At 71.1% G+C, this 21,629-nt stretch carries 17 protein-coding genes; 8 read left to right on the forward strand and 9 right to left on the reverse strand.

Annotated elements, in window-relative coordinates; translation table 11 throughout:
* The first annotated feature begins 4 nt into the window (after window positions 1-4).
* A complete protein-coding gene (locus tag DEJ48_RS03625) occupies window positions 5-769 on the forward strand; it encodes a DUF4239 domain-containing protein (protein WP_150214392.1) in 765 nt (254 codons plus the stop codon).
* Window positions 770-799: 30 nt separating this feature from the next.
* Here DEJ48_RS03625 and DEJ48_RS03630 read toward each other — a convergent pair whose 3' ends face one another.
* Window positions 800-1,570 (reverse strand): polyprenol monophosphomannose synthase, encoded by a 771-nt coding sequence (locus DEJ48_RS03630; RefSeq protein ID WP_150214394.1) that lies wholly within the window; start codon window positions 1,568-1,570, stop codon window positions 800-802.
* A 164-nt stretch (window positions 1,571-1,734) separates the two neighbouring features.
* Between DEJ48_RS03630 and DEJ48_RS03635 the strand changes: the two genes are divergently transcribed.
* The 3 genes from DEJ48_RS03635 to DEJ48_RS03645 all read left to right on the forward strand — a co-directional run bounded on the left by DEJ48_RS03635 (window position 1,735) and on the right by DEJ48_RS03645 (window position 4,216).
* Window positions 1,735-1,947, forward strand: a complete 213-nt coding sequence (locus DEJ48_RS03635; protein WP_150214396.1) for a hypothetical protein — start codon at window positions 1,735-1,737, stop codon at window positions 1,945-1,947.
* Window positions 1,948-2,120: 173 nt separating this feature from the next.
* Complete coding sequence (locus DEJ48_RS03640; RefSeq protein WP_150214398.1) at window positions 2,121-3,425, forward strand: alpha/beta hydrolase; 1,305 nt, start codon at window positions 2,121-2,123, stop codon at window positions 3,423-3,425.
* 245 nt (window positions 3,426-3,670) lie between these two features.
* Complete coding sequence (locus DEJ48_RS03645; protein WP_150214400.1) at window positions 3,671-4,216, forward strand: hypothetical protein; 546 nt, start codon at window positions 3,671-3,673, stop codon at window positions 4,214-4,216.
* A gap of 142 nt (window positions 4,217-4,358) precedes the next feature.
* Here the strand turns inward: DEJ48_RS03645 and DEJ48_RS03650 are convergent, their stop codons facing one another.
* Window positions 4,359-4,853, reverse strand: coding sequence for an LPXTG cell wall anchor domain-containing protein (locus DEJ48_RS03650; RefSeq protein ID WP_150220933.1), 495 nt, complete (start codon window positions 4,851-4,853; stop codon window positions 4,359-4,361).
* A gap of 348 nt (window positions 4,854-5,201) precedes the next feature.
* On the opposite strand from DEJ48_RS03650, the gene DEJ48_RS03655 reads away from it, so the two are divergent.
* Window positions 5,202-5,891, forward strand: a complete 690-nt coding sequence (locus DEJ48_RS03655) for a class F sortase (protein WP_150214402.1) — start codon at window positions 5,202-5,204, stop codon at window positions 5,889-5,891.
* Between the two features lie 40 nt (window positions 5,892-5,931).
* Here the strand turns inward: DEJ48_RS03655 and DEJ48_RS03660 are convergent, their stop codons facing one another.
* Together DEJ48_RS03660 and lysX are read right to left on the reverse strand one after the other, a co-directional pair.
* The gene (locus tag DEJ48_RS03660) at window positions 5,932-6,777 is read right to left on the reverse strand and encodes a polysaccharide deacetylase family protein (protein ID WP_150214404.1); all 846 of its coding nucleotides are present in this window, start codon (window positions 6,775-6,777) and stop codon (window positions 5,932-5,934) included.
* Window positions 6,778-6,847: 70 nt separating this feature from the next.
* Window positions 6,848-10,132, reverse strand: coding sequence for a bifunctional lysylphosphatidylglycerol synthetase/lysine--tRNA ligase LysX (lysX, locus tag DEJ48_RS03665; RefSeq protein WP_150214406.1), 3,285 nt, complete (start codon window positions 10,130-10,132; stop codon window positions 6,848-6,850).
* A gap of 107 nt (window positions 10,133-10,239) precedes the next feature.
* On the opposite strand from lysX, the gene DEJ48_RS03670 reads away from it, so the two are divergent.
* Together DEJ48_RS03670 and DEJ48_RS03675 are read left to right on the forward strand one after the other, a co-directional pair.
* Window positions 10,240-10,701: a universal stress protein gene (locus DEJ48_RS03670; RefSeq protein WP_150214408.1), complete on the forward strand. Its 462-nt coding sequence runs from the start codon at window positions 10,240-10,242 to the stop codon at window positions 10,699-10,701.
* Between the two features lie 126 nt (window positions 10,702-10,827).
* Entirely contained in the window at window positions 10,828-12,261 is a 1,434-nt protein-coding gene (locus tag DEJ48_RS03675) for an amino acid permease (protein ID WP_150214410.1), read from the forward strand.
* A gap of 6 nt (window positions 12,262-12,267) precedes the next feature.
* Here DEJ48_RS03675 and DEJ48_RS03680 read toward each other — a convergent pair whose 3' ends face one another.
* From DEJ48_RS03680 to DEJ48_RS03695, 4 genes are all read right to left on the reverse strand, one after another.
* Window positions 12,268-13,899, reverse strand: coding sequence for an extracellular solute-binding protein (locus DEJ48_RS03680; protein ID WP_190537180.1), 1,632 nt, complete (start codon window positions 13,897-13,899; stop codon window positions 12,268-12,270).
* 74 nt (window positions 13,900-13,973) lie between these two features.
* Complete coding sequence (locus tag DEJ48_RS03685; RefSeq protein ID WP_150214414.1) at window positions 13,974-14,897, reverse strand: carbohydrate ABC transporter permease; 924 nt, start codon at window positions 14,895-14,897, stop codon at window positions 13,974-13,976.
* Window positions 14,894-15,913 (reverse strand): ABC transporter permease, encoded by a 1,020-nt coding sequence (locus DEJ48_RS03690; protein WP_411757417.1) that lies wholly within the window; start codon window positions 15,911-15,913, stop codon window positions 14,894-14,896. Before DEJ48_RS03690 ends, DEJ48_RS03685 begins: the two co-directional genes overlap by 4 nt.
* A gap of 107 nt (window positions 15,914-16,020) precedes the next feature.
* Window positions 16,021-17,181, reverse strand: a complete 1,161-nt coding sequence (locus tag DEJ48_RS03695; protein WP_150214416.1) for an ROK family protein — start codon at window positions 17,179-17,181, stop codon at window positions 16,021-16,023.
* A 94-nt stretch (window positions 17,182-17,275) separates the two neighbouring features.
* Between DEJ48_RS03695 and DEJ48_RS03700 the strand changes: the two genes are divergently transcribed.
* Window positions 17,276-20,284: a glycoside hydrolase domain-containing protein gene (locus DEJ48_RS03700; RefSeq protein WP_150214418.1), complete on the forward strand. Its 3,009-nt coding sequence runs from the start codon at window positions 17,276-17,278 to the stop codon at window positions 20,282-20,284.
* Here the strand turns inward: DEJ48_RS03700 and DEJ48_RS03705 are convergent.
* Window positions 20,271-21,554 (reverse strand): CapA family protein, encoded by a 1,284-nt coding sequence (locus DEJ48_RS03705; protein ID WP_150214419.1) that lies wholly within the window; start codon window positions 21,552-21,554, stop codon window positions 20,271-20,273. The genes DEJ48_RS03700 and DEJ48_RS03705 overlap by 14 nt on opposite strands.
* Window positions 21,555-21,629 lie beyond the last annotated feature (75 nt).

Consider the following 21,629-nt stretch of genomic DNA (forward strand, 5'->3'; position numbering starts at 1 on the left):
ATTCATGTCGGAATGGCTTGTTCTCACCCTCGCGATGGTGGCCGCTTGCGGTGTCGTGCTCATCGTGACCCTGCTGCGGCACCGGAGGACCGGCGCGGACTACGACGCCTCGGAGACACCGGACGTCATCGAGTACATGACGATGATGATCGGTGTCGTGTACGCCATCGTGTTGGGCCTGGCCATCGCGGGTGTCTGGGAGGCACGCGGCGCCGCCCAGGAACACGTCCGCGTCGAGGCGCAGTCGTTGCACGAGGTCTCGGAGCGTGCCCGGATCTATCCGGAGGATGTGCGGGAGCGCATTCGGGACGACGTCCACACCTATGTCAGCCATGTCGTGACCACGGAGTGGGACGCGATGAAGTCCAAGGGGGAGCTCACCGACCGGGGCGCGGAGCTCCTGTCGCGCGTACGTCATGACGTGACCGACTACGAACCGAAGTCGGACTTCGAGGCGCAGGCGTACCAGCCGCTGGTCGACTCGGTGGCGGCCGCCGACGACGCGCGCAGCGCCCGTGCCGACAGCGTCGGCGCGACGATGCCCGGTGTGGTCTGGTTCGGCCTGATCACGGGCGGCCTCGTCACCATCGGCATGATCTTCGCCCTGCAGATCCGCCGCACGCCGCGCGAACTGGTCCTCGCCGGACTGTTCTCCGCCCTCTTCGCCTTCCTGCTCTTCCTCATCTGGGACTTCGACGCCCCCTACAGCCGGGGCATCGCGGCGACGGCGGAGCCGTTCAAGGCGCTCTTCCCCGGCCTCGGGGGCTGACCCGGCCGGCCGCAAGGGCGCGGAGAGACCTCAACTCCCCGCGCTCTTGCGGCCGAACCGCAGTCTCCACGGGGTGATCGCCGACTCGGCCTGCACGCGCAGGCTGAGTTTCGACTCGCCGTTGACGCGCTCCTCGAAGGTGATCGGCACCTCGACGATGTGCAGGCCGCGTCGGATCACGCGGTGGTTCATCTCGACCTGGAAGGAGTAGCCGTTGCTCCGCACCGAGGACAGGTCGATCGCTTCCAGCGCCGTGCCGCGCCACGCCTTGAACCCGGCCGTGGCGTCCTTGACGCCGAGCCGCAGGACCGCGTTGACGTAGAAGTTCGCCCAGGCGGAGAGCGCCTTGCGGTGCCAGGACCAGGCGGTGGCGAGCGCGCCGCCCGCCACGTACCGCGAGCCGATCACGACGGCCGGGCCGTCGCCGCCCGCGAGCAGGGTGCGCACCATCAGCGGGAGCGTCTCCGCAGGGTGCGAGAGGTCCGCGTCCATCTGGACCACGACGTCCGCGCCGTCGGCGAGGGCGCGGGTCATTCCGGCCACGTAGGCACGGCCGAGGCCGTCCTTGTGCGTCCGGTGCAGGACGGTGACGGTTCCGGCGGACTCCGCCGCGATCCGGTCCGCGAGGGCGCCGGTGCCGTCGGGCGAACCGTCGTCGACCACCAGGACGTGCAGGTTCGGCAGGGCGAGCGAGGTGAGCAGGCCGACGAGTAGGGGCAGATTCTCCCGCTCGTTGTACGTGGGGACGACCACCACGACCTTCGGGGAGGGCGTGTCGGCGGCCCGGGACGCCTGGCTCACGATCACCCCCCCAATGCGACGCACCGTGCGGTCGGCCTCACCCTACGGCAGGGCTCACGGAATTCCGCCAACTCCGCGCTGGACAGGCTCAGTTGTGTGGCCGATCGCCCGCGATGGCCGTGAACCGCAGTGCGCCGCGGCCCGAAACGGCGCACTCTGGTCCCATGGCCTGGCAATCACCGATCGTCGTCCACCCGCCCGCCGCCGACGGTGGCCGGCAGGTCACTGTGCGCGGACAGGACGCGGGCGTCGCCCGCAGCGACGACGAGCTGACACAACTCCTGCGGCGGGCCGGGCTCGGCGAGGCCGACATCGCGCTCGACGACCCGCACCTCGTCGAGTGGCGCGGCGGCCCGCACGTATGGCCGCACGCCTGAAGCCACCTCCTGACACACGCCGCCCCGCACCGGACACGCCCCCGCCCGCGCGGCACGCCCCCGTCCGCGCGGCACGCGCGCCACCCGGCGGTCTGATTTGCCGCATTCACCCCAATTGTTATCGTTCCTGGGAAGCGAGATACGGAACGGGGACGCGCGTGGAGCGGGTGCCGATGGCCGTCGGGCCGCTGGACTGGTCGCTGGTCGACGGGGCGGTTCCGCTCGCCGTCAAGATCCTCGGCGCTCTCGCCCTCGCCGCGCTCATCCTCTCCCGCGACCGCCGCTGGTGGACCCGGCTGCTCCCGCTCGCCGTGGCCGCGGCGGCGCTGCTGACCCTGCTGGTCGAGCTGACCGTCGACGACTGGTGGCAGCCCTTCCCCGACAAGCTGCCCGGTGATGTCGTCGTGTGGCTCGGGGTGGCGATCCTGGGGGTATGTCTGGCGCTGTTCCGGATGCCCACGCTCCGCTGGCGCGGGCGTGCGGGCGCACTGCTCTCGGGGGTGCTCGTCGTCGTGCTGGGCCTCTCCGAGGTCAACATCCACTTCGACAACTACCCGACGCTGCGGACCATGCTCGGCCCGCAGGACACCGTCAGCCTCAAGGACGCGACGGGCAAGAACGAACCGACGCTCGACGTGCCGGAGGGCAAGGCGCTGTCGGACGTCTGGAAGGCGCCGGCCGGGCTGCCCGGCAAGGGCACCGTCTCCACGGTCTCGATCCCGGGCAAGAAGTCGGGATTCAAGGCCCGCGACGCCTACGTCTATCTGCCGCCGGCCTACCGCGCCTCGCCCCGGCCGCTCCTGCCCGTGCTCGTCCTCATGGCGGGGCAGCCCGGCTCCCCGCAGGACTGGATCACCTCGGGCCAGCTGCCGGACATGATGGACGACTTCGCCGGACGCCACGCGGGGCTCGCGCCGGTCGTCCTGGTGGTGGACCCGCTGGGTTCCCCCTTCGACAATCCGCTGTGCATGGACTCCAAGCTCGGCAACGTGCAGACGTATCTCGCCGACGACGTGCCCGGCTGGGCGGCGAGCCATCTGCAGGCGGCGAAGGACCGGGCGCACTGGGCGGTCTCCGGCCTCTCCAATGGCGGTACGTGCGCCCTGCAGATGGCGGTCAACGCGCCGCGGCGCTACGGCACCTTCCTCGACATCTCCGGCCAGGACGAGCCGACCCTCGGGAGCCGCAAGGAGACCGTGGACGCGGCGTTCGGCGGCGACGAGGCGGCGTACGAGAAGGTCAACCCGATGGACGTGCTCGCGAGGACGAAGTTCCCCGACACCTCCGGAGCCGTCGTCGCGGGGACCGACGACTCGACGTACCGGCCACAGGCGCTCAAGGTGTACGCGGCGGCGAAGAAGGCGGGGATGCGGGTCGAGCTCGTCGAGCTGCCCGGCGGGCACAGCTGGCAGGTGTGGCGCCCCGGTCTGGAGAGGCAGCTCCCGTGGCTCGCGTCCCGCACCGGCCTGACCCCCTGAAGCCACCCTTGAAAGGCTCGCCCGCGAGCCGCCGTCCCCGCCGGACGCGCCCTCGCACACCACCGGCCCCCGTCGTCCGCGCCGCGCCGCGCCGTTCGCCCGACCGGCCCACGTGATTGCCCCGTTCGCGCGACACGGATCGCGGCGCGCCGGGACCGTACCTAGCGTTTCGGGCATCGAGGTGCATTCCAGGCGCCAGCGGAAGAAGGTCCGCAGCTGCTCCTCGGAGACCCGGAGGATTCACCATGCGCGCGATACGCGTCGCTTCGGCCGCTCTGCTCACCGCTTCCGCGCTGGCCCTCTCCGCACCGGCCGCTTCCGCTGCCGCCGTCGGCGAGGAGAACGTCACCGCGTTCGGCTTCAGCATCACCCCCAAGACGGTCGCCGCGGGCGGCCAGGTCACCCTCAACGTCGACGGGTGCGACGACGGCGACACCAAGGTCACCTCGGGCGTCTTCGACGACACCACCATTCCCAAGGGGCAGAAGTCCGCCACCGCCCACGTGTTCTGGGACGCGAAGCCCGGCGCGATGTACGAGGTAACGTTCACCTGCAACGGCAGCAACCCCGGCAGCGACAAGACCGATCTGACCATCGCCACGGGCCGCCCCGACAACAACTCGCACCACAACCAGCACAACCAGCACAACAAGGGCGTCAAGGCCGGTATCGGCGGCAGCCTCGGCGGGCTCGACCTGCACGAGATCGCCCTCGGCAGCGCCCTGATCCTCGGCACGCTGGGCACCGCGTACTACAAGGCCCGTCGGCGCACCGGCGAGGACAACTCCTGATCGGGACCGGGCAGCGCGCGGCCCCCGGGATGTCTCCGGATCCCGGGGGCGCGACGCCGTTCACCTGCCGTGCGAGCAGGGTGGTGCCGGGCGGGGAGCGGAAGGGGGTCGCGCCGGCCCGACTGCGGTACGGGACCGCGTGTCAGATCCTGTTCTCCGAGCGGCGGCGCATCCAGAACACACCGCCACCGAGCAGCGCCGCGGCCACCAGCGCGCCACCGATCGCCATGTCCGTGCCGGTCGCGCCCGACTGCGCGCTGCCGCCGACGCCACCGCGGACTCCGCCGTGGATGACGGTGAAGGCGGCCGGACGGGTCAGCGTCTTGCCGCCGCAGTGGGCCGTGATGTCGTAGGCGCCGGGGCGGGCGTGCTTGTGGACGATCGCGGTCCCGCTGGCCGTCGAACCACCCGCGATCGGGTGCAGGTTCGTGTCCGGGAAGGCGGGCGACGTGATCTTGCTGCCGGCCGTCTGGCAGGACGTCCCGTCGACGGTGACCGTCAGATGCCCCCCTCTCGGGATCACGCTGGGCATCGCCACGATGTTGGTCGGGTCGGCCCAGGCGGACGCGGCCGGGGCGGCGAGCCCGACGGCACCGACGGCCGCCGCGGCGACCGCGAGGGCACGTGTGGTCCGCATACGAGAAGTACGCATGGCAATCCTCCGCGGAAGACGCCCCGGGGATACCGTCCCCGGTCGATCGGCGAGAGCGCCTCCCAGACTGACCCTCAGATGACCTGCGTGGACCCGCATGTCGGGGCTCGGCCGTCCTGGTGAGACGACACGCCGGGGCGCGTCCGCGCAACCCGACATCTCCGCAGGTCACGGACCGTCAGAAAAATCCTGTCCGGCGCGACTCGGATGGCGCACGCCGCGCCCGGTGCCACCCGTTCGCTCCCGCCCTTTCGCACGCCGCGCGCGCCGCGCTTAGCGTTTCGGTACGCGCAACGGACACGGCTCTCCGCCGTGTTCGAGAGGGGATAGAGCATGCCTTCGTCCCATCCGGCCGATGAGTTCGAATTCCAGGACCTGCAGGATTTCCAGGAGGAGGAGAAGCAGAAGAAGCGTGCCCCGTGGGGTGTGATGGCGCTTGTCCTGCTGACCGGACTGGCGCTGATCCGCAACGGTTCCGGGGAATTCGACGTGGGCCCGCCGCAGCCCGCCTCCGCCGCGGCCGCGGACCGCGCGCCCGACGCGAGGGCCGCCGCACCGGTGCCGCTCACGTTCTCGCCGGCCGAGCGCGTGCGCATCAAGGGCATCCGGGTGGACGCGCCCATCATGCAGGTGGGGCTGGACTCCGAGGGATGGGTGGACGCGCCGCCGCCCGAGGACCCGAACCTCGCGGGCTGGTTCACCGGCGCCGTGTCGCCCGGCGAGAAGGGCACGGCCGTGGTGGTCGGCCACGTGGACAACCAGCGGGGCCCCGCCGTCTTCTACGGCCTCGGTTCGCTGAAGAAGGGGAACCACATCGAGGTCGGCCGCGCCGACAAGAAGACGGCGATCTTCGAAATCTACGGCATCGAGGTCTTCGACAAGAACAAGTTCCCCGGAAAGCGCGTCTACGGGAACAGCGGAACTCCCGAATTGCGGGTCATCACCTGCGGCGGCGGTTTCTCCAAGCAGTCCGGATACGACGGGAACGTCGTGGTGTTCGCCCGTCTGGTCGCCGTGCGCTGAGCGGGGCGACCGGACGGGCGGGGACTCGGAACCCGGGGCCTCAGGACATGTAGCGGCTCGGCACCGTGAGGCGGTAGCCGGAGTCGAGCAGCTCCGGCAGGTACGCGTGCAGCGCCTCGACGCTGCCCGAGCGGTTGCCGCCCGCGTCGTGCGAGAGCACCACGACGCCGGGCGCCGCGCCGGCCCGGACGCGCCGCACGATGGTCGCCGCGCCCGGCTCGGTCCAGTCGAGGGTGTCGACGGTCCAGGCGAGCGGCTCCATGCCGAGCTCGGCGCCCAGTTGGAAGGCGTTGCGGTTCCACGCGCCGTAGGGGGCCCTGAACCACTCGGGAGGCTCTCCGGTGGCCTCCTCGATGACGTCGCAGGTGCGCTCCATCTCCGCGCGCATCGCCGCCCGGCCGAGGCGGGGCAGCAGCGGGTGACTCCAGGTGTGGTTGCCGATGACATGGCCGTCGTCGACCATCCGGCGCAGCAGGTCCGCGTTGTCGACGGCCATCTCGCCGCAGACGAAGAACATCGCCCGCACATCGTGCTTGCGGAGCGTGCGCAGGATGTCCGGGGTGTAGCGCGGGTCGGGCCCGTCGTCGAACGAAAGCACCATCGACCGCTCACGCCCCGGCATGCGCAGGATCGGTGCCTTGCGCACCTGGGGCAGGGCCCGTCCGGCGCGTTGAGGGCCGTATCCGGTGATGGGCTGCAGGCGGTACGCGGAGGGCTTGAGGCGGCGTGCCGCGGGCGGGCCCCCGGCGGGTCCGCCCGCGGAGGCGGAGGGGCCGGGGGCGGACGCGCCCTCCGCTCCCCCGCACGCCGCGGTCGTGCCCAGGCCGAGGACCGCGGCGGCGCGGAGCAGGACCCGCCGCCCTGGCGTCAGCTGATCATCTTTCATGACTAATCCGTCGCATGGCGGCAGGCCGGGGCGGGACACCAACACCGGGGCGGCCCCCGAAAGCACCCGTTCAGACGCGGCGGACCAAGGGGAAGGGCAGGGTCTCGCGGATGGTGAGTCCGGTGAGGAACATGACCAGCCGGTCGACGCCGATGCCGAGGCCTCCGGTGGGCGGCATCGCGTACTCCAGGGCGTCGAGGAAGTCCTCGTCGATCTCCATGGCCTCGGGGTCGCCCCCGGCGGCCAGCAGCGACTGCGCGGTGAGGCGGCGGCGCTGCTCGACCGGATCGGTCAACTCCGAGTAGGCGGTGCCCAGTTCCGTGCCGAAGGCAACGAGGTCCCAGCGCTCGGCCAGGCGCGGGTCGGCGCGGTGCTGGCGGGTGAGCGGCGAGACGTCGGTCGGGAAGTCCTTGTAGAAGGTGGGCAGCTGGGTCTTCTCCTCGACCAGCCGCTCGTACATCTCCAGGACGACATCGCCCCGGCCGTCATCCGTCGTGTACGGCACGTCCGCCCGGTCACAGTGACGGCGCAGGGCCTCCACCGGTGTGTCCGCGTCGATCTCCTCGCCCAGCGCCTCGGAGATCGCGCCGTACACCGTCTTGACCGGCCAGGGCCCGGAGATGTCGTGCTCGACGCCGTCCTTGTGGGCCACCGGACGGCCGAACGCGGCGGTCGCGGCGCCCTGGATGAGTTCGCGGGTCAGGTCGAGCATCACGTCGTAGTCGGCGAAGGCCTGGTAGGCCTCCAGCATCGTGAACTCGGGGTTGTGCTTGTAGGAGACGCCTTCGTTGCGGAAGGTGCGGCCCATCTCGAAGACCTTCTCCATGCCGCCCACGCACAGCCGCTTCAGATACAGCTCGGGGGCGATGCGCAGGTACAGATTGAGGTCGTAGGCGTTGATGTGGGTGGTGAAGGGCCGCGCGTTGGCGCCACCGTGAATCTGCTGGAGCATCGGCGTCTCGACCTCCAGATAGCCCCGGTCCAGCAGGCCCTGCCGCAGCGCCTGGACGGCGGTGGAGCGGGCCCGCACCACATCACGCGCGCCGGGGCTCGCCACCAGGTCGAGGTAGCGGCGCCGGACCTTGGCCTCGGGGTCGGTCAGGCCGCGGCGCTTGTCGGGCAGCGGGCGCAGACACTTGCCGGTGAGGTGCCAGTCGGTGACGAAGACGGTGAGCTCGCCCCGGTCGCTGGTGCCGACCGTGCCGGTGGCGGTGATGTGGTCGCCGATGTCGGTGCCCGCGGTGAAGCGGTCCAGGACGTCGGGTCCCGAGGCGTCACGGGTGAGGGCGAGCTGAAGGTCGCCGGACCAGTCGCGCAGCACGACGAAGACGATGCCGCCGAAGTCGCGTACGAGCATGACGCGGCCCGCGACGGTGACCTGGGAACCCGTCATGTCGCGGTGCACGGACGTGAGTTCGTGCGTGCGCGGCGGGATGCCCACGGGGTAGGGGTCGACGCCTTCGGCGCGCAGGCGGTCGAGTTTGCGGTGCCGGATGCGGATCTGTTCGGGGAGCCTCGACGCCGGGTCCGCGTCGGTGGCGTCGTCCGCGCCGGACAGGCCGAGCGCGGCGATCGAAGGGAGGCCCTCGGTGGTCGTGGGCTGGGTGACGCCCCGGGGCTTGTGGCCCTTCCCCCAGAGCTTGCGCAGGGACGGCACCGAGACGAAGCCCTCGGCGATGCCGGAGGCCAGGCTGATGCGGGCGAGGGCGCCGCTGTCGCCGTAACAGATGAAGCGCGGGTACCACTCGGGGTGGTACTTGGCGTTGGAGCGGTAGAGGGCCTCCAGCTGCCACCACTTGGAGAAGAAGAGGAGCAGCTTGCGCCACAGGCGCAGCACCGGGCCCGCACCGATGCGTCCGCCCTCCTCGAAGACCGAGCGGAACACGGCGAAGTTCAGGGAGATGCGGCGCACCCCGGAGCGGGGAGCGGCCGCGCACAGTTCGGCGACCATGAACTCCATGACGCCGTTGGGTGCGGTGCGGTCGCGGCGCATCAGGTCCAGGGAGATGCCGTCCCTGCCCCAGGGGACCAGGGAGAGGAGCGCGAGGAGCTTCCCTTCGGCATCCAGGGCCTCGACGAGGAGGCAGTCGCCGTCCTCGGGGTCGCCGAGGCGGTCGAGGGCCATGGAGAAGCCCCGCTCGGTCTCGGTGTCCCGCCACGCGTCGGCCTTGTCGACGATCTCCTCCATTTCCTCGTCGGTGAGGGTGGAGTGGCGGCGGATGCGGGCGGTGGCGCCGGTGCGGCGGACGCGGTTGACGGCCTGGCGGGTGACGCGCATGTCGCGGCCGTCCAGGTCGAAGTCGGCGACGTGCAGGATCGCCTCGTCGCCCAGTTGCAGCGCGCCGAGCCCTGCGCGGGCGTACGCGGTCGCGCCGTCCTCGGACGCGCCCATCACGGCGGGGGCCCACGCGTACCGCCGGGCCACGTCCAGCCAGGCGCCGATCGCGTGCGGCCAGGCCTCGCGGTCGCCGACGGGGTCGCCGCTGGCCAGGCAGACGCCGGCCTCGACGCGGTAGGTGACGGCGGCCTTGCCGCTCGGCGAGAAGACGACGGCCTTGTCGCGCCGGGTCGCGAAGTAGCCGAGGGAGTCCTGCGCGCCGTAGGCCCCGAGGAGGGCGCGGATGCGGGGTTCCTCGTCGCCGTGCAGGGCGGCTTCCATGCGCTGGGAGCGGAAGAGGGTGGCGGCGGCGTTCAGCAGGGCGAGGGCGCCGAACAGGCCGAGCCAGAAGTAGAGGCCGCGCGGCGGGGTGCCGTCGAAGTAGTCGCGGCCGTGGATCAGCCCGCCGCAGACCCGGTTCGCCGCCCACAGCAGCCGCTCGCCGCGCACCAGGGTGCCGGGGAACAGCTCGACCAGGCCCCAGCCGGCCAGGATCGCGATGCCGAGTCCCGCGGCGAGGACCGCGACGGCCCGCCGGACGGCGCCGCGCCGGGAGTCGGCGGAGAACTCCTTGCGGGCGAGGATCAGCAGCACGAAGGCGGCGCCGCAGATCACGAAGGAGGGCAGCGACTCCGCCCAGAAGCCGAGGGCCGCGCCGAGCACGTCGAAGGCGAGGAGCAGGCCCAGATAGCTGATGACGAGCCACCAGGCGACCTTCTTGCGGGCGGCCGTCGCGGCGGCGAGCAGGAAGAGGAAGACGGCGTACGCGAGGTTCGCGCTGACCGGGACCGTGAGGAGGTCGAGGACACGGACGACCGGCATGAGGAGGCGGCGCAGCGGCGAGATGACCGCGAGGACCGCGCAGAAGACGCCGAGTGCGCCGAAGAAGGCGGCGAAGCCCTCCGGGACGCGGCCGAGGAAACCGCCTCGGGCCCGTATCCGTCCTCTGGCCTCGGGCTCCTCCGTGCTGACCGTCATGGCACGACTCTAGGAAGAGGTGTGCCGACGCGCAGGTCGAGCGCGGCGGGACGGGGCACGGCCGCCCGGAACGCGGGCGGTATGACTGCCTCCGCTAATCTTCCGGCGTGAGTGAAGACCAGTCCCAGCAGTTCGAACGCGGCACCGACGGGCCCAAGGTGATCGTCGCCGGAGTAGATGGCTCCGACTCCTCACTGAGAGCGGCGGCATATGCCGGTGGCCTGGCCCGTCGCCAGCGGGCCCTGCTCGCCGTCGTGTACGTCCAGCCGGTGATGGCGGCGGGCGCCGCGTTCGGGGTGCCGGTCGCCGAGACCACCGACGAGATCGCCGAGGGTCTCATCGCGGAGATCCGGGCCGCGACCGAGCGGGTGAAGGACATATTCGACGTCCGCTGGGAGTTCCACACCTTCCGCGGGGACCCCTACACCGGTCTGGTCACCGCCGCCGACGACCTCAAGGCCGACGCCGTCGTCGTGGGCGCCTCCGAGCAGGCGGGCCACCGCATCGTGGGCTCGGTCGCCGTCCGCCTGGTGAAGGCGGGCCGCTGGCCGGTCACAGTGGTGCCGTAGGACCCGCGTCCGCATCCTCCGCGAGACCCGCATGACACGGCCTGGTGTGGCTCCTTCCGTAGTGCCCCGCACTGGGCCATCATGATCCGCCATCAGCCGACGGCCGTCTGCGAAGAGGTGGAGCTCATGTCGGGACTACGGATGGGACACGGCGTGCTGCGCCGCAAGCCCATCGAGCAGATCGAGGAGACCGAGGCGGGGGCGGGCGGCGGACTCGCCAAGTCCCTCGGGCTCTGGCAGCTCACCGCCATCGGCGTCGGCGGCATCATCGGCGCCGGCATCTTCAGCCTCGCCGGGGCCGTCGCCAACGGCACGGCGGGCCCCGCGGTACTGATCTCCTTCCTGATCGCGGGCGTCGCGAGCGCGGCCGCCGCCTTCTCGTACGCCGAGTTCGCCGGCATGATCCCGAAGGCCGGATCGGCTTACACCTACGGCTATGTGGTGCTCGGCGAGCTGACCGGCTGGTTCATCGGCTGGGACCTGCTCCTGGAGTACACCGCGATCGTCGCGGTGGTCGCGATCGGCATCTCCGGCTACTTCGGCTTCCTCGTGGAGGAGATGGGCGCCGAGCTGCCGAACTGGATGATGGGCGCGCCCGGCACCGGCGACGGGCACAAGGTCGACCTGTTCGCCGCTGTCCTGTGCCTGTTCATCGCGTACCTGCTCACGCTCGGCATCAAGAACGCCGCGCGCTTCGAGATGATCGTGGTCGTCCTGAAGGTGATCGTGGTCCTCGTCGTGATCGCGGTCGGCTTCTTCCACATCGAGACCGGGAACTACGACCCGTTCTTCCCCTACGGGGTCAGCGGCGCGTTCACGGGCGCGGCGACGGTGTTCTTCGCCGTGTTCGGCTACGACGCCATGTCGACGGCGGCCGAGGAGTCCAAGGACGCGCAGCGGCACATGCCGAAGGCGATCCTCTACTCCCTCGCGATCTCGATGGTGCTGTACGTCCTCGCGTGCCTGGTCCTCACCGGCATGCAGAGCTACAAGGACGTCGACCCGGAGAGCGGCTTCTCCACGGCCTTCAAGTCCGTGGGCCTCGGCGGCCTCGCGGACGTCATCGCGGTCGGCGCGATCATCGGCATCCTCACCGTGATGTTCACGTTCATGCTGGGCTGCACGCGCGTGTGGTTCTCGATGAGCCGGGACGGTCTCCTTCCCAAGTGGTTCGCCAAGACCCATCCGACACGGCACGTGCCGACGCGCGTGACGTGGATCGTCGGGATCGCGTCGGCCGCCATCGCCGGGTTCCTGCCCATCGGCGAGGCGGCCGAGCTGACCAACATCGGCATTCTGCTGGCGTTCGTCGTGGTGTGCGTGGCGGTGATCGTGCTGCGCTACAAGCGGCCGGAGCTGCCGCGCACGTTCCGCTGCCCCGGCATGCCGGTGGTGCCCGCCATCGGGGTGGTCTTCTCGATCTGGCTGATCACGTTCCTGCAGTGGCAGACCTGGGTGCGGTTCGCCGTGTGGTTCCTGCTCGGCCTCGTCGTCTACTTCGGCTACTCGTACCGCAGGTCGGAGCTGGCGAAGACGGACGGGACCACCACCGGGAAGTGAGGCGGGTCAGGAGCTCCGCTCGATGGACTTCTGGTACTCGCGGGCCATCTGCTCCAGGCCCTTGTTCTTCCACTCGGCCCAGAAGGGCCGCCATTCGCCGATCTTCTTGCGCCCGCTGACGATGTCGTTGACCAGGTCGGTCGCCTCGGTGGACATGCGCCCGTAGTGCTGGGTGTACGCGTCCGAGTAGTGGCCGACCGTGGGGTTGCGGATCGCGGTCTCCAGGAGCTTCTGCTCGGCCGCGTAGACGTCCTTGACGTCCTGGACGCGGTCGGTGCCGGGGAAGCTGGACGCGATGAGCGCGAAGGGGGAGGTCGTCGACGTCTGCAGGCCGCTGAAGAGGCCCTCGACCTGCTGCTTGCCCTGCTTGGTGCGGTCGGGGAAGCCGTTCTTGTCGTACGTGAAGTCCTCGCCCTCGGTGCCGTACTCCAGGAACTGTCGTTCCTTGCTGCCGAACGGCGCGGCCAGGTAGTCGAGGACGCGCAGAAGCATGCGGACCCGCTTCTCGTCGCCCTTCTTGATGGCGGTGTAGCCGATGGTGCCCAGGTGGTAGTGGTGGTTGGGCTTGTTGCCGCCCGCGGCGAAGGGGATGAGGATCTCGGCGGCGAGGGCGGGGTCCTGGACGCGGATCTCCTTGCGCGCGTTGTACGGGTTGGCGTGGACGGTCGCGCCGATCGTGCCCTGCGCCATCTTGATGTAGGCGTCGGCCATCTTGGGGTTGCCGGGGTAGAAGACGCCCGCCTTCTTGAGCTTCAGGACGAAGTCGAGGGCGGCCTCGTACTCGTCGGTGTCCTGGAACCAGGTCAGCGAACCGTCCTTGTTCCGCCGCCACTTGTTGGGCGCGCCGAAGCACTGGCTCATCACGCTGACGGCGTTGACGTAGATCGGCTCAAGGGCCCACGTCTTGCCGCCGGTGACCTCCTTGCACTTGGCGAGGAACTCCTCCGGGCCGCTCGACGCGATGCCGTCCGCCTTCTCCCAGACCTTCGGGTTGCCCGCGTAGACCTGGCCGAACGAGGGGTAGGGGACGGGCGCGCCCCAGATCTTGCCGTTGACGACGGCGGTCTTCCAGTGCGCGGGGGTCATCGCGGCGAGGTTCGGATACTGCTTCACCGCGTCCCCGGAGACGTACTCCGTGATGTCCGCGCACTTGGCCTCGAGGAGTTCGGCGACGTGCTGGATGCCCTGGTTCGGCGGTATCCAGAGCAGGTCGGGCAGGTCGCCGCCGGCGATGGTCGCGGAGAACTTCTCCTCGTAGCCGGGGTCGGTGCCGAGGATGGCGGTGAGCTCGACGCCGAGCTCCTTGTCGAGGCTGCGCCAGTACGCGTTGGAGCCCTTGGGGGTCGGCGGCTGCGTCCAGATCTCGGTGAGCATGGTGATCTTCGAACCGTCGCCCGGGGTCTTCGCGACGCTGCGGACCAGGTCCTTCGGGTAGGAGAGGAACCCCGCCGAGAGGCCCTTCGCGTTGGGGGCGAGGTCGGGCTTGATCTTGTCGAAGGGGACGTGGGTGGGCAGCTTCACCTTCGACGACGCGGCCTCGCCGGTCTTCTTCGCGGACGAGCCGCACCCCGTCAGGGAGGTGACGGCCGCGCCCGCGGCAACGGAGGTGGAGAGGCTCAGGAAGGTGCGTCGGGACATGCCGGGCATGGGGATCTCCGCGGATGTGGTCGTGGTGGGGAAGACGGGGCGGGGCCGGCCCTGGGGGGGGTGGGTCAGCCCTTGATGGCGCCGGTGAGCACGCCCTTGGTGAAGTACTTCTGCAGGAACGGGAAGAGCGCCAGGATCGGCAGCAGCGCGAGCATGACGACGGCCATGGACAGGGACTGCTGCGGCGGCATGTGGGCGATGCCGAGCTGGTCGCTCGTCATGGACTTGTTCTGGACGACGTAGGTGCGCAGGACCAGCTGGATGGGCCACTTGCCCGAGTCGTTCAGGTAGAGCATCGCGTTGAAGAAGGCGTTCCAGTACGTCACCGCGTAGAAGAGGCCGACGACGGCGACGACTCCCTTGGAGAGCGGCAGCACGATGCGGGTGAGGATGCGCCAGTCCCCCGCGCCGTCGATGCGGGCGGCCTGGTAGAGCTCCTCGGGGATGTTCATGAAGAACGCCCGCAGGACGACGAGGTTGAAGGCGTTGATGAGTACCGGCAGGATCAACGACCAGTAGGAGTCGAGGAGTCCGAGCTCCTTGACCACCACGTACATCGGGACCATGCCCGGCGCGAACAGCAGCGTGAACAGGACCATCAGCAGGATCGGCTTGCTGCCGGGGACGCCACGCTTGCTCAGGGCGTACGCGAGGGCGATCGTCGTCAGGAGCGACAGCGCCGTGCCGACCACCGTGATGAGGACGCTCACGACGACCGCGCGGGAGACGATGCCGCCGGACAGGATCGTGCGGTACGCCTCCAGGGTCGGGTCCGTGGGGAAGAGGACGAAGCCCCCGGACTCGGTGATCTCCTTGCGGGAGGCGAGGCTGGTGGAGAGGACCGTGAGGAAGGGCAGGATCATCACGGCGCAGATGACGGTGATGACGACGGCCTTGGCGGCCGAGCCGATCTTCGTCGGCGGCTCTTCCCAGGCGGGCCGCTCCTCGCGGGCCCGGGTGGTGCGCAGGGGGAATCCGAAGCCGGTCATTTGCTGTACACCCCGTGCTCTCCGAAAGCGTGGGCGACCTTGTTGGCGCCCCAGATCATCAGGGCGCCGATGACGCCCTTGACCAGTCCTGCCGCGGCTCCGACGCCCCAGTCGCCGTAGACCACGCCGTGGTAGTAGATGTACGTGTCGAGGACCTCCGCGGCTCTCGCGCCGACCGCGTCGCGCTGGAGGAGGAACTGCTCGAAGCCGACGGAGAGCACGTCACCGAGGCGGAGCACGAGCAGCATGATGGTGACGCCCCGGACGGCGGGCAGGGTGACGTGCCACATGCGGCGCCAGCGCCCCGCGCCGTCGACGGCCGCCGATTCGTACAGGCTCTGGTCGACGTTGGCGAGCGCAGCCAGGTAAATGATCATTCCCCAGCCGATGTCCTTCCAGATCACCTGGCCGGTGATGAGGAGCGGGAAGGTGCTGGGGTCGCTCATCACGTCGAGCGGCGACATGCCGTGGTCGCGCAGGTAGTTGCTGAAGAGGCCGGCGCCGCCGAGGACCTGCTGGAAGAGCGCGACGACCAGCACCCACGAGATGAAGTGCGGGAGGTACACGACGCTCTGCACGAACTTCTTCACGCGCGGGCTGACCAGGCTGTTGATCAGCAGTGCGAGGGCCAGCGGGGCCGGGAAGAAGAAGATCAGCTGGAGTGCGGCGAAGGCGAGGGTGTTGCGGACCGACTCCCAGAACGCCGGGTCGGCGAAGAGCTCCTGGAAGTTGGCGAGGCCGACCAACGGGCTGTCCTTGAAGCCGATGAAGGGCTGGTAGTCCTGGAAGGCGATGACGTTGCCCAGCATCGGGACGTAGAAGAAGCCGATGAAGAAGAGCACGCCCGGGGCCATGAGGGCGAGCATCACCCAGTTGTTGCGCAGCCGGACACGCAGCGGGGCGCGCAGGCGCAGCTGCGAACCGGGGCCAGGCGACGGGGAGTTCGACGTCGTCCTGGACTCGGACGCGGGCGGTGACGCGGCCTGTGGCCTGCGTCGCGTTGCAGGGGATGTCACTCGTGCTCCCTGGCCTGGCGGCGAATGCGGCGAATAAAGAAGCCAACTTTCCGAAAGTGAGCCACATCATGGAAGCGCCGCCCGCGCCCGTCAACCACTTGTGAGTCCTAAGGGGTTGGACTTTTCTGCGTGGCGCGGTCGATGTGTTCCGTCTGTTCCAGGTGGTCCAGTGCGAGGCGGGCCGCCCCGATTGCGGTGGATTCTTCACCCAGGACGGAGGTGCGCACCTCGGGTGCGTACGGGCAGCGTTCGGCGAGGCGCCGCGCGAACGGCTCGCTCAGGAGGGCGCCCGCGCGGGAGATGCCGCCGCCGAGCACGACCGCGCGCGGGTCGAGCACGGCGACGTGGCGGGTGAGGCTGTCGGCGAGGCACTCGGCGAAGGCGCGCAGGGTGTAGCGGGCGCCGCCGTCACCGGCGGCAGCGGCGGTGACGACCGCGCGTGCCGCGTTCTCGCGAGTGGGCCGTTCCGCGCCCTGGTGACCGGCGAACCAGTCGAGAAGCCGCTGGTAGGAGCGTCCCCAGCCGTCGCCCGCGGCCATCTCGCCGGCCGCACCGTGGTGCCCGCGGTGGAGTTCGCCGCGGAGCCACAGGCCGATGCCGAGGCGGTTGCCGACGTAGAGGTAGACGCAGTCGCGCACGTCGACGCTGACGCCGCCGGTGCACTCGGCGAGGGTGGCCAGCTGGATGTCGTTGCCGACGACAACGGGTCCGTGGACGGTGTCCGCAAGGTCGCGTGCGAGGTCGCGCCCCGTCCACTCGGGCAGCGAGTCGCTGACCGCGACGCGCCCCTCGGTGTCGACCATGCCGCTGGTGCCGATGCCGGTGGCCAGCGGGCGCACCCCGGCCGCCTCGGGCTTGGCGAGGCAGCCGGCGATCGCGGCGCGCACAGCGTCGAGCCGTGCGTGCGCGGGCAGTTCGGGCGTGACGGCGACGCGCTGGGCCGCGACGGTGCGGCCGAGCAGGTCGGCGGCGAGCACGAGGACCTTGTGCGCGCCGATGTCCACGCCGAGTACGTGCCCGGCCTCGGCGCGGAACCGGAACCTGCGGGCCGGTCTGCCGACTCCGCCACTGCCCGGCGTGAGCTCCACGAGCCTGCCCTCGCGCAGGAGTTGGGCGGTGAGGTCCTGGGCCGTGGGCCGGGAGACGCCGATCAGCGCGGCCAGCTCGGGCACGGTGATCTCGTCGCGCTCGCGCAGCACGCGCAGGGCGGCCGCCGCGTTCAGCCGTCGCAGCAGTGACGGATCGCCACTCAACGGGTCGCCACTCATGGGTCCCTCCCCCTTGACAGCACAATCGGTTGCTCCCAGGGTGACCCGGAGCGATTCAGAAACTTACCTAACAAACAGCGCCCTGGGAGCACGGATGGGTCAGACAGAACCGCGGGCCGGCCACCCCGAGCTGGCGTGCGGCGTCGGCATCTGGGATCAGGACGTCTACGGGAATCATCGCCTGCTCGTGGAGGTCACCGACGCGGCCCCCGCCGTCGCGGCCGAACTCCCCTGGCGCCGCCAGGGCGTGAGCGTACGCTCCGTCATGGGCGACGTGGACGTGATCGTCCTCGCGCCCTCCGGGCTGCGCGTGCACAACACCGTGACCGTCGAGGCGACCGGGGAACGCGGCCGTATCGCCTTCGAGCCGGTGGAGGGCCCTGGGGCGTACGCGGTGCACTACCTGCCGTACGCGCACACGGGCAAGCCCTACTACCCGCAGGCCGCCTACCGGCCGCCCACCCGGACCGCCGACCCCGGCTGGGCGCACCGCTGCGGCCTCGACGGAGGCGGCGTCGAAGGAGCGGGCACCGACGGGCCCGGGGCGACAGGAACCAGGGCGGGCGGCTGGGCCCGGCTCCCCCGGGCCGAGGCGTTCCGCTACGAAGCGGCGAGCGCTCTCGACTCGTTCGCCCCCATGGGCTTCGCCGCGACCGGGGCCGAGTGCGAGGCGCTGCGCGAGGCGCACTCCGGCGAGCGGTTCGTGGTCTTCGCCGAGGATCGCGCGTACCCGCTGGGCCGGTACGGGAGTCTGCCCGCGCGCTGGGCGCGGACGGCGCCCGGCGCGGCGTTCACGGGTGCGGCGGACCGCGGGGAGTTCTACGCGGTGCAGGTCGGCGTGTACGCGCTCGCCGACCTCACGGAGGTGCGGGCCGAGGTGCGCGGGCTGCCCTTCGCCGTGCGGTGCCTGAGCACGGGTGGCGTCGACGCGCGCGGCGCCGCCTTCGAGCGGAACGTCGAGGTCGTCGAGGGCGGGGTGACGGCGCTGTGGTGCGGCGTCGACGTGCCCGAGGAAGCCCGATCCGGCCTCTACGAAGGTGAGATCGCCGTCAGCGCGCGGGGCGTCCCGGAGCGCACACTGCCCTTGCGGCTCACCGTGCGCGAGACCGTGGTCGAAGGACACGGCGCGGGCGATCCGGCCCGGCTTGCCCGGCTCCGCTGGCTCGACTCGACGCTGGCACAGGACGACGAGGTGGTCCCGCCGTTCACGCCCGTCGAGGTCGACGGGCAGCGGCTCGCGATCCTCGGACGCGCCGTGGAGCTCGGCCCCGACGGCCTGCCCCACCGGATCTCCTCGGCCTTCACGCCGTCCGTGACCCGCGCCGACGGCCCCGAGCGCGAACTGCTCGCCGCCCCCGTGACGTTCGGCGTCGGGCGCACCCTGGAGTACGGGCCGCTCGCCGTCGACCAGCCGGGCCCGGCCCGCGCGCGGTGGTCGACGACGGCGACCGGCGAGGCCGTACACCTGTGCCTGGACGGCGAGTTGGAGTCCGACGGCTTCCTCGCCCTGCACGCCACCCTAGAGGCCACCGCCGACACCGAACTCGACGTGCGCCTGGACGTGCCGTTGCGCGAGGACATCGCGCGGTACGCCATGGGACTCGGCCTCACGGGCCGCGCGTGCCCGGCGACGTACGACTGGACGTGGGACACCCCCACCCGCAACCAGGACGCCTGCTGGCTCGGCGACCCGGCGGCCGGCCTGCACCTCTCGCTGCGCGACGAGCACTACGCGCGCCCGCTCAACACCAACTACTACCGGGAGAAGCCCCTGGTCACGCCGCGCTCCTGGGCGGGCGACGGGGACGGCGGGGTGCGGCTGCGCACGCACGACGGCGTGCGGACGCTCACCGCCTTCAGCGGCCCGCTGCGGCTGCGCGCGGGCGAGAGCCGCCGCTTCACCTGCCGGCTGCTGCTCACCCCGTTCAAACCGCTCGACCCGGCGCGCCAGCTCACCGAGCGGTACTTCCACGCGTACGCCTCCCCGGGCGAGGTCGCGGCATACGGCGCGAACGTCGTCAACCTGCACCACGCGACGCCGCCGAACCCGTACATCAACGACCCGCTGCTCGCCGCCGGGACACTGCGCGCCTACACGGACGAGGCGCACCGGCTCGGGGTGCGCGTGAAGGTGTACGACACGATCCGCGAACTCACGCGGCACACGCCGGAGTTGCCGGTCCTCGCCGCGCTCGGCGACGAGATCTTCGCGCCGGGCCCAGGCGGTGGGCACGCGTGGCTGCGGGAGCACATGGGCGACAGCTACGTCCCCGGCTGGGTGGCGCCCGACGTGGGTGACGTCGCGGTCGTCACGTCCGGCGACTCGCGGTGGCACAACTCCTATGTGTGCGGCATCGACCGGCTGCGCCGGATCGTCGGCGTGGACGGGCTCTATCTGGACGACGTCGCCTACGACAGGACCACGATGAAGAGGGTCCGCAAGGCGCTGGCCCGGTCCGCCGCGTCCGCGCCGCTCGTCGACCTCCACTCGTGCAACCAGTTCCGTGCGCCGGACGGCTTCGCGTCGAGCGCGAACCTGTACGCGGAGCTGCTGCCGTACGTCGACCGGCTCTGGCTCGGCGAGCTCTTCGACTACGAGGGCCGTGACGGCGCGGACGGCGCCGACCCCGCGTACTGGCTCGTCGAGATGTCCGGCGTCCCGTTCGGGCTGATGGGCGAGATGCTGGAGGGCGGCGGCAATCCGTGGCGCGGTCTGGTGTTCGGCATGACGGCACGGGCCCCGATGACCGACGTACGGCCGCTGTGGCGGGCCTTCGACCTGCTGCGGCTCCCCGAGGCGGAGATCACCGGCTGGTGGGCGGGCGATCCGCCGGTGCGGACGGGGCGTGCCGACGTCCTCGCGACCACGTGGCGGGGCCCCGGCGGGACGGCGACCGCGCTGGCGTCGTGGGCACCGGAGCCCGTCGAGGTGGTGCTGGGCACGGAGGCGGGGCCGGTGGCGGCCTACGCCCCCGCGATCGACGGTTTCCAGCCGGAGCGGTCGTTCGCCGAGGGCGAGCCGGTCCCGGTGGCTCCGGGACGCGGCTGGCTGCTGCGCGTCGACTCGCCCTCGGCGGATGCCGGCGCGGCTACTTCCCCATGACGAGGCCGTCCTTGCCCGCGCCGCGGCTGAGGACGACACGGCGGATGCGGTCGCGGACGTCGCTGACGTCGGCGCCCCGGTCCAGGGCGGTGTTGAGGTTGACGACGCGGACGGAGTCGGTGTCGAACAGCATCGGGAGGAACTCGGCCTTCTTCACCCGCCAGCGGGCGCCCGGCTCGGCGGGCGGCGCGAAGGTGAAGCGGCCGATGGTGCCCTGGTTGCCGCGCGGGTCGTGCGCGCCCTCGTGATTGATCATGTCGCCTGCGACCTGGTCGCCCATGCCGTAGACGACCCAGGTGCCGTTGACCTTCTCGTAGGCCTGCGGGACGTGGGCGTGGGTGCCGAGGATGAGGTCGATGTCGGGGCGCCCGTCCGTGCGGGACGCCGTGAGCTGCTTGCCGAGGCGCAGCTGCTGCTTGTCCGGCGCGTCCTGCCACTCGCTGCCCCAGTGCAGGCTGACGACCACGACGTCGGCGCCCGCCTTGCGGGCCGCCCTGGCGTCCGCCACGATCTTGTCGCGGTCGATGAGGTCGACGGTCCACGGCTTGCCCTTCGGCAGCGGATAGCCGTTCGTGCCGTAGGTGTACGCGAGCTGTGCGACCTTGGCGTCACCGGCCCGCAGCCACGCCGGGGTCTTGTCCTCGGCGGCCGAGCGGGCCGAGCCCGCGTGCTTGACGCCCGCCTTGTCGAGCGCGTCCAGAGTGCGGCGCACGCCGGCCGCGCCGTCGTCGAGGGTGTGGTTGGAGGCGGTGGAGCACGCGTCGTACCCGGTGGCCTTGAGTGCGCGGGCCACCTGGGGCGGGGACTTGAAGCTGGGGTAGCCGCTGTAGTCGCCGTCCGCGCCGTAGACCGTCTCCATGTGGCAGATCGCCACGTCGGCCTTGCTGATGACGGGTTTGGCGCCCGCGAGCATCGGCTTGAAGTCGTAGCCGTCGCCGCCTGCGTCCGCGTTGGCCTTGCGGATGATCGATGCGTGCGGCAGGACGTCGCCGGAGGCGGCGAGGGTGAAGCCGCGCTTGCCCGCCGCGGATCCGCCGGCCGGGGAGTGCGCCGGGGCCGCGCCCTCGTCGGCGCGGTGGGAGTCGCCGTGCCGGACGGGTTCCTTTTCGGCCGTCGGCCGCTGGGCCGTGCAGGCGGTGGTGCCCGCGAGGCCGACGATCAGAAGGGCCGCCGCGGCGGCCGCCGCGGGACGCGGACGCGGGGCCTTCCGCGCGTTGTGGGAGGTGGGGACGGGGCGTGTGTGCCGTGTGATCCGTGCGCGCTGCTTCATCGGTCGGACTCCCTGGCTGGGACGATATTCGGCCAGAAGAATCCACATACGGAGCTAACGGTTAAGCAAGGACCA

It is taken from the genome of Streptomyces venezuelae (assembly GCF_008642315.1).
In the GTDB taxonomy this organism is placed as follows: Bacteria; Actinomycetota; Actinomycetes; order Streptomycetales; family Streptomycetaceae; genus Streptomyces; species Streptomyces venezuelae_D.

What these genes read in the sequence shown, in the direction of transcription:
- DEJ48_RS03700 (WP_150214418.1), top strand. Translation starts at nt 17,276, where the DNA reads ATGGGTCAGACAGAACCGCGGGCCGGCCACCCCGAGCTGGCGTGCGGC.
- DEJ48_RS03645 (WP_150214400.1), top strand. Translation starts at nt 3,671, where the DNA reads ATGCGCGCGATACGCGTCGCTTCGGCCGCTCTGCTCACCGCTTCCGCG.
- DEJ48_RS03625 (WP_150214392.1), top strand. Translation starts at nt 5, where the DNA reads ATGTCGGAATGGCTTGTTCTCACCCTCGCGATGGTGGCCGCTTGCGGT.
- DEJ48_RS03650 (WP_150220933.1), bottom strand. Translation starts at nt 4,853, where the DNA reads ATGCGGACCACACGTGCCCTCGCGGTCGCCGCGGCGGCCGTCGGTGCC.
- DEJ48_RS03695 (WP_150214416.1), bottom strand. Translation starts at nt 17,181, where the DNA reads ATGAGTGGCGACCCGTTGAGTGGCGATCCGTCACTGCTGCGACGGCTG.
- DEJ48_RS03635 (WP_150214396.1), top strand. Translation starts at nt 1,735, where the DNA reads ATGGCCTGGCAATCACCGATCGTCGTCCACCCGCCCGCCGCCGACGGT.
- DEJ48_RS03685 (WP_150214414.1), bottom strand. Translation starts at nt 14,897, where the DNA reads ATGACCGGCTTCGGATTCCCCCTGCGCACCACCCGGGCCCGCGAGGAG.
- DEJ48_RS03655 (WP_150214402.1), top strand. Translation starts at nt 5,202, where the DNA reads ATGCCTTCGTCCCATCCGGCCGATGAGTTCGAATTCCAGGACCTGCAG.
- DEJ48_RS03675 (WP_150214410.1), top strand. Translation starts at nt 10,828, where the DNA reads ATGTCGGGACTACGGATGGGACACGGCGTGCTGCGCCGCAAGCCCATC.
- lysX (WP_150214406.1), bottom strand. Translation starts at nt 10,132, where the DNA reads ATGACGGTCAGCACGGAGGAGCCCGAGGCCAGAGGACGGATACGGGCC.
- DEJ48_RS03660 (WP_150214404.1), bottom strand. Translation starts at nt 6,777, where the DNA reads ATGAAAGATGATCAGCTGACGCCAGGGCGGCGGGTCCTGCTCCGCGCC.
- DEJ48_RS03705 (WP_150214419.1), bottom strand. Translation starts at nt 21,554, where the DNA reads ATGAAGCAGCGCGCACGGATCACACGGCACACACGCCCCGTCCCCACC.
- DEJ48_RS03680 (WP_190537180.1), bottom strand. Translation starts at nt 13,899, where the DNA reads ATGTCCCGACGCACCTTCCTGAGCCTCTCCACCTCCGTTGCCGCGGGC.
- DEJ48_RS03640 (WP_150214398.1), top strand. Translation starts at nt 2,121, where the DNA reads ATGGCCGTCGGGCCGCTGGACTGGTCGCTGGTCGACGGGGCGGTTCCG.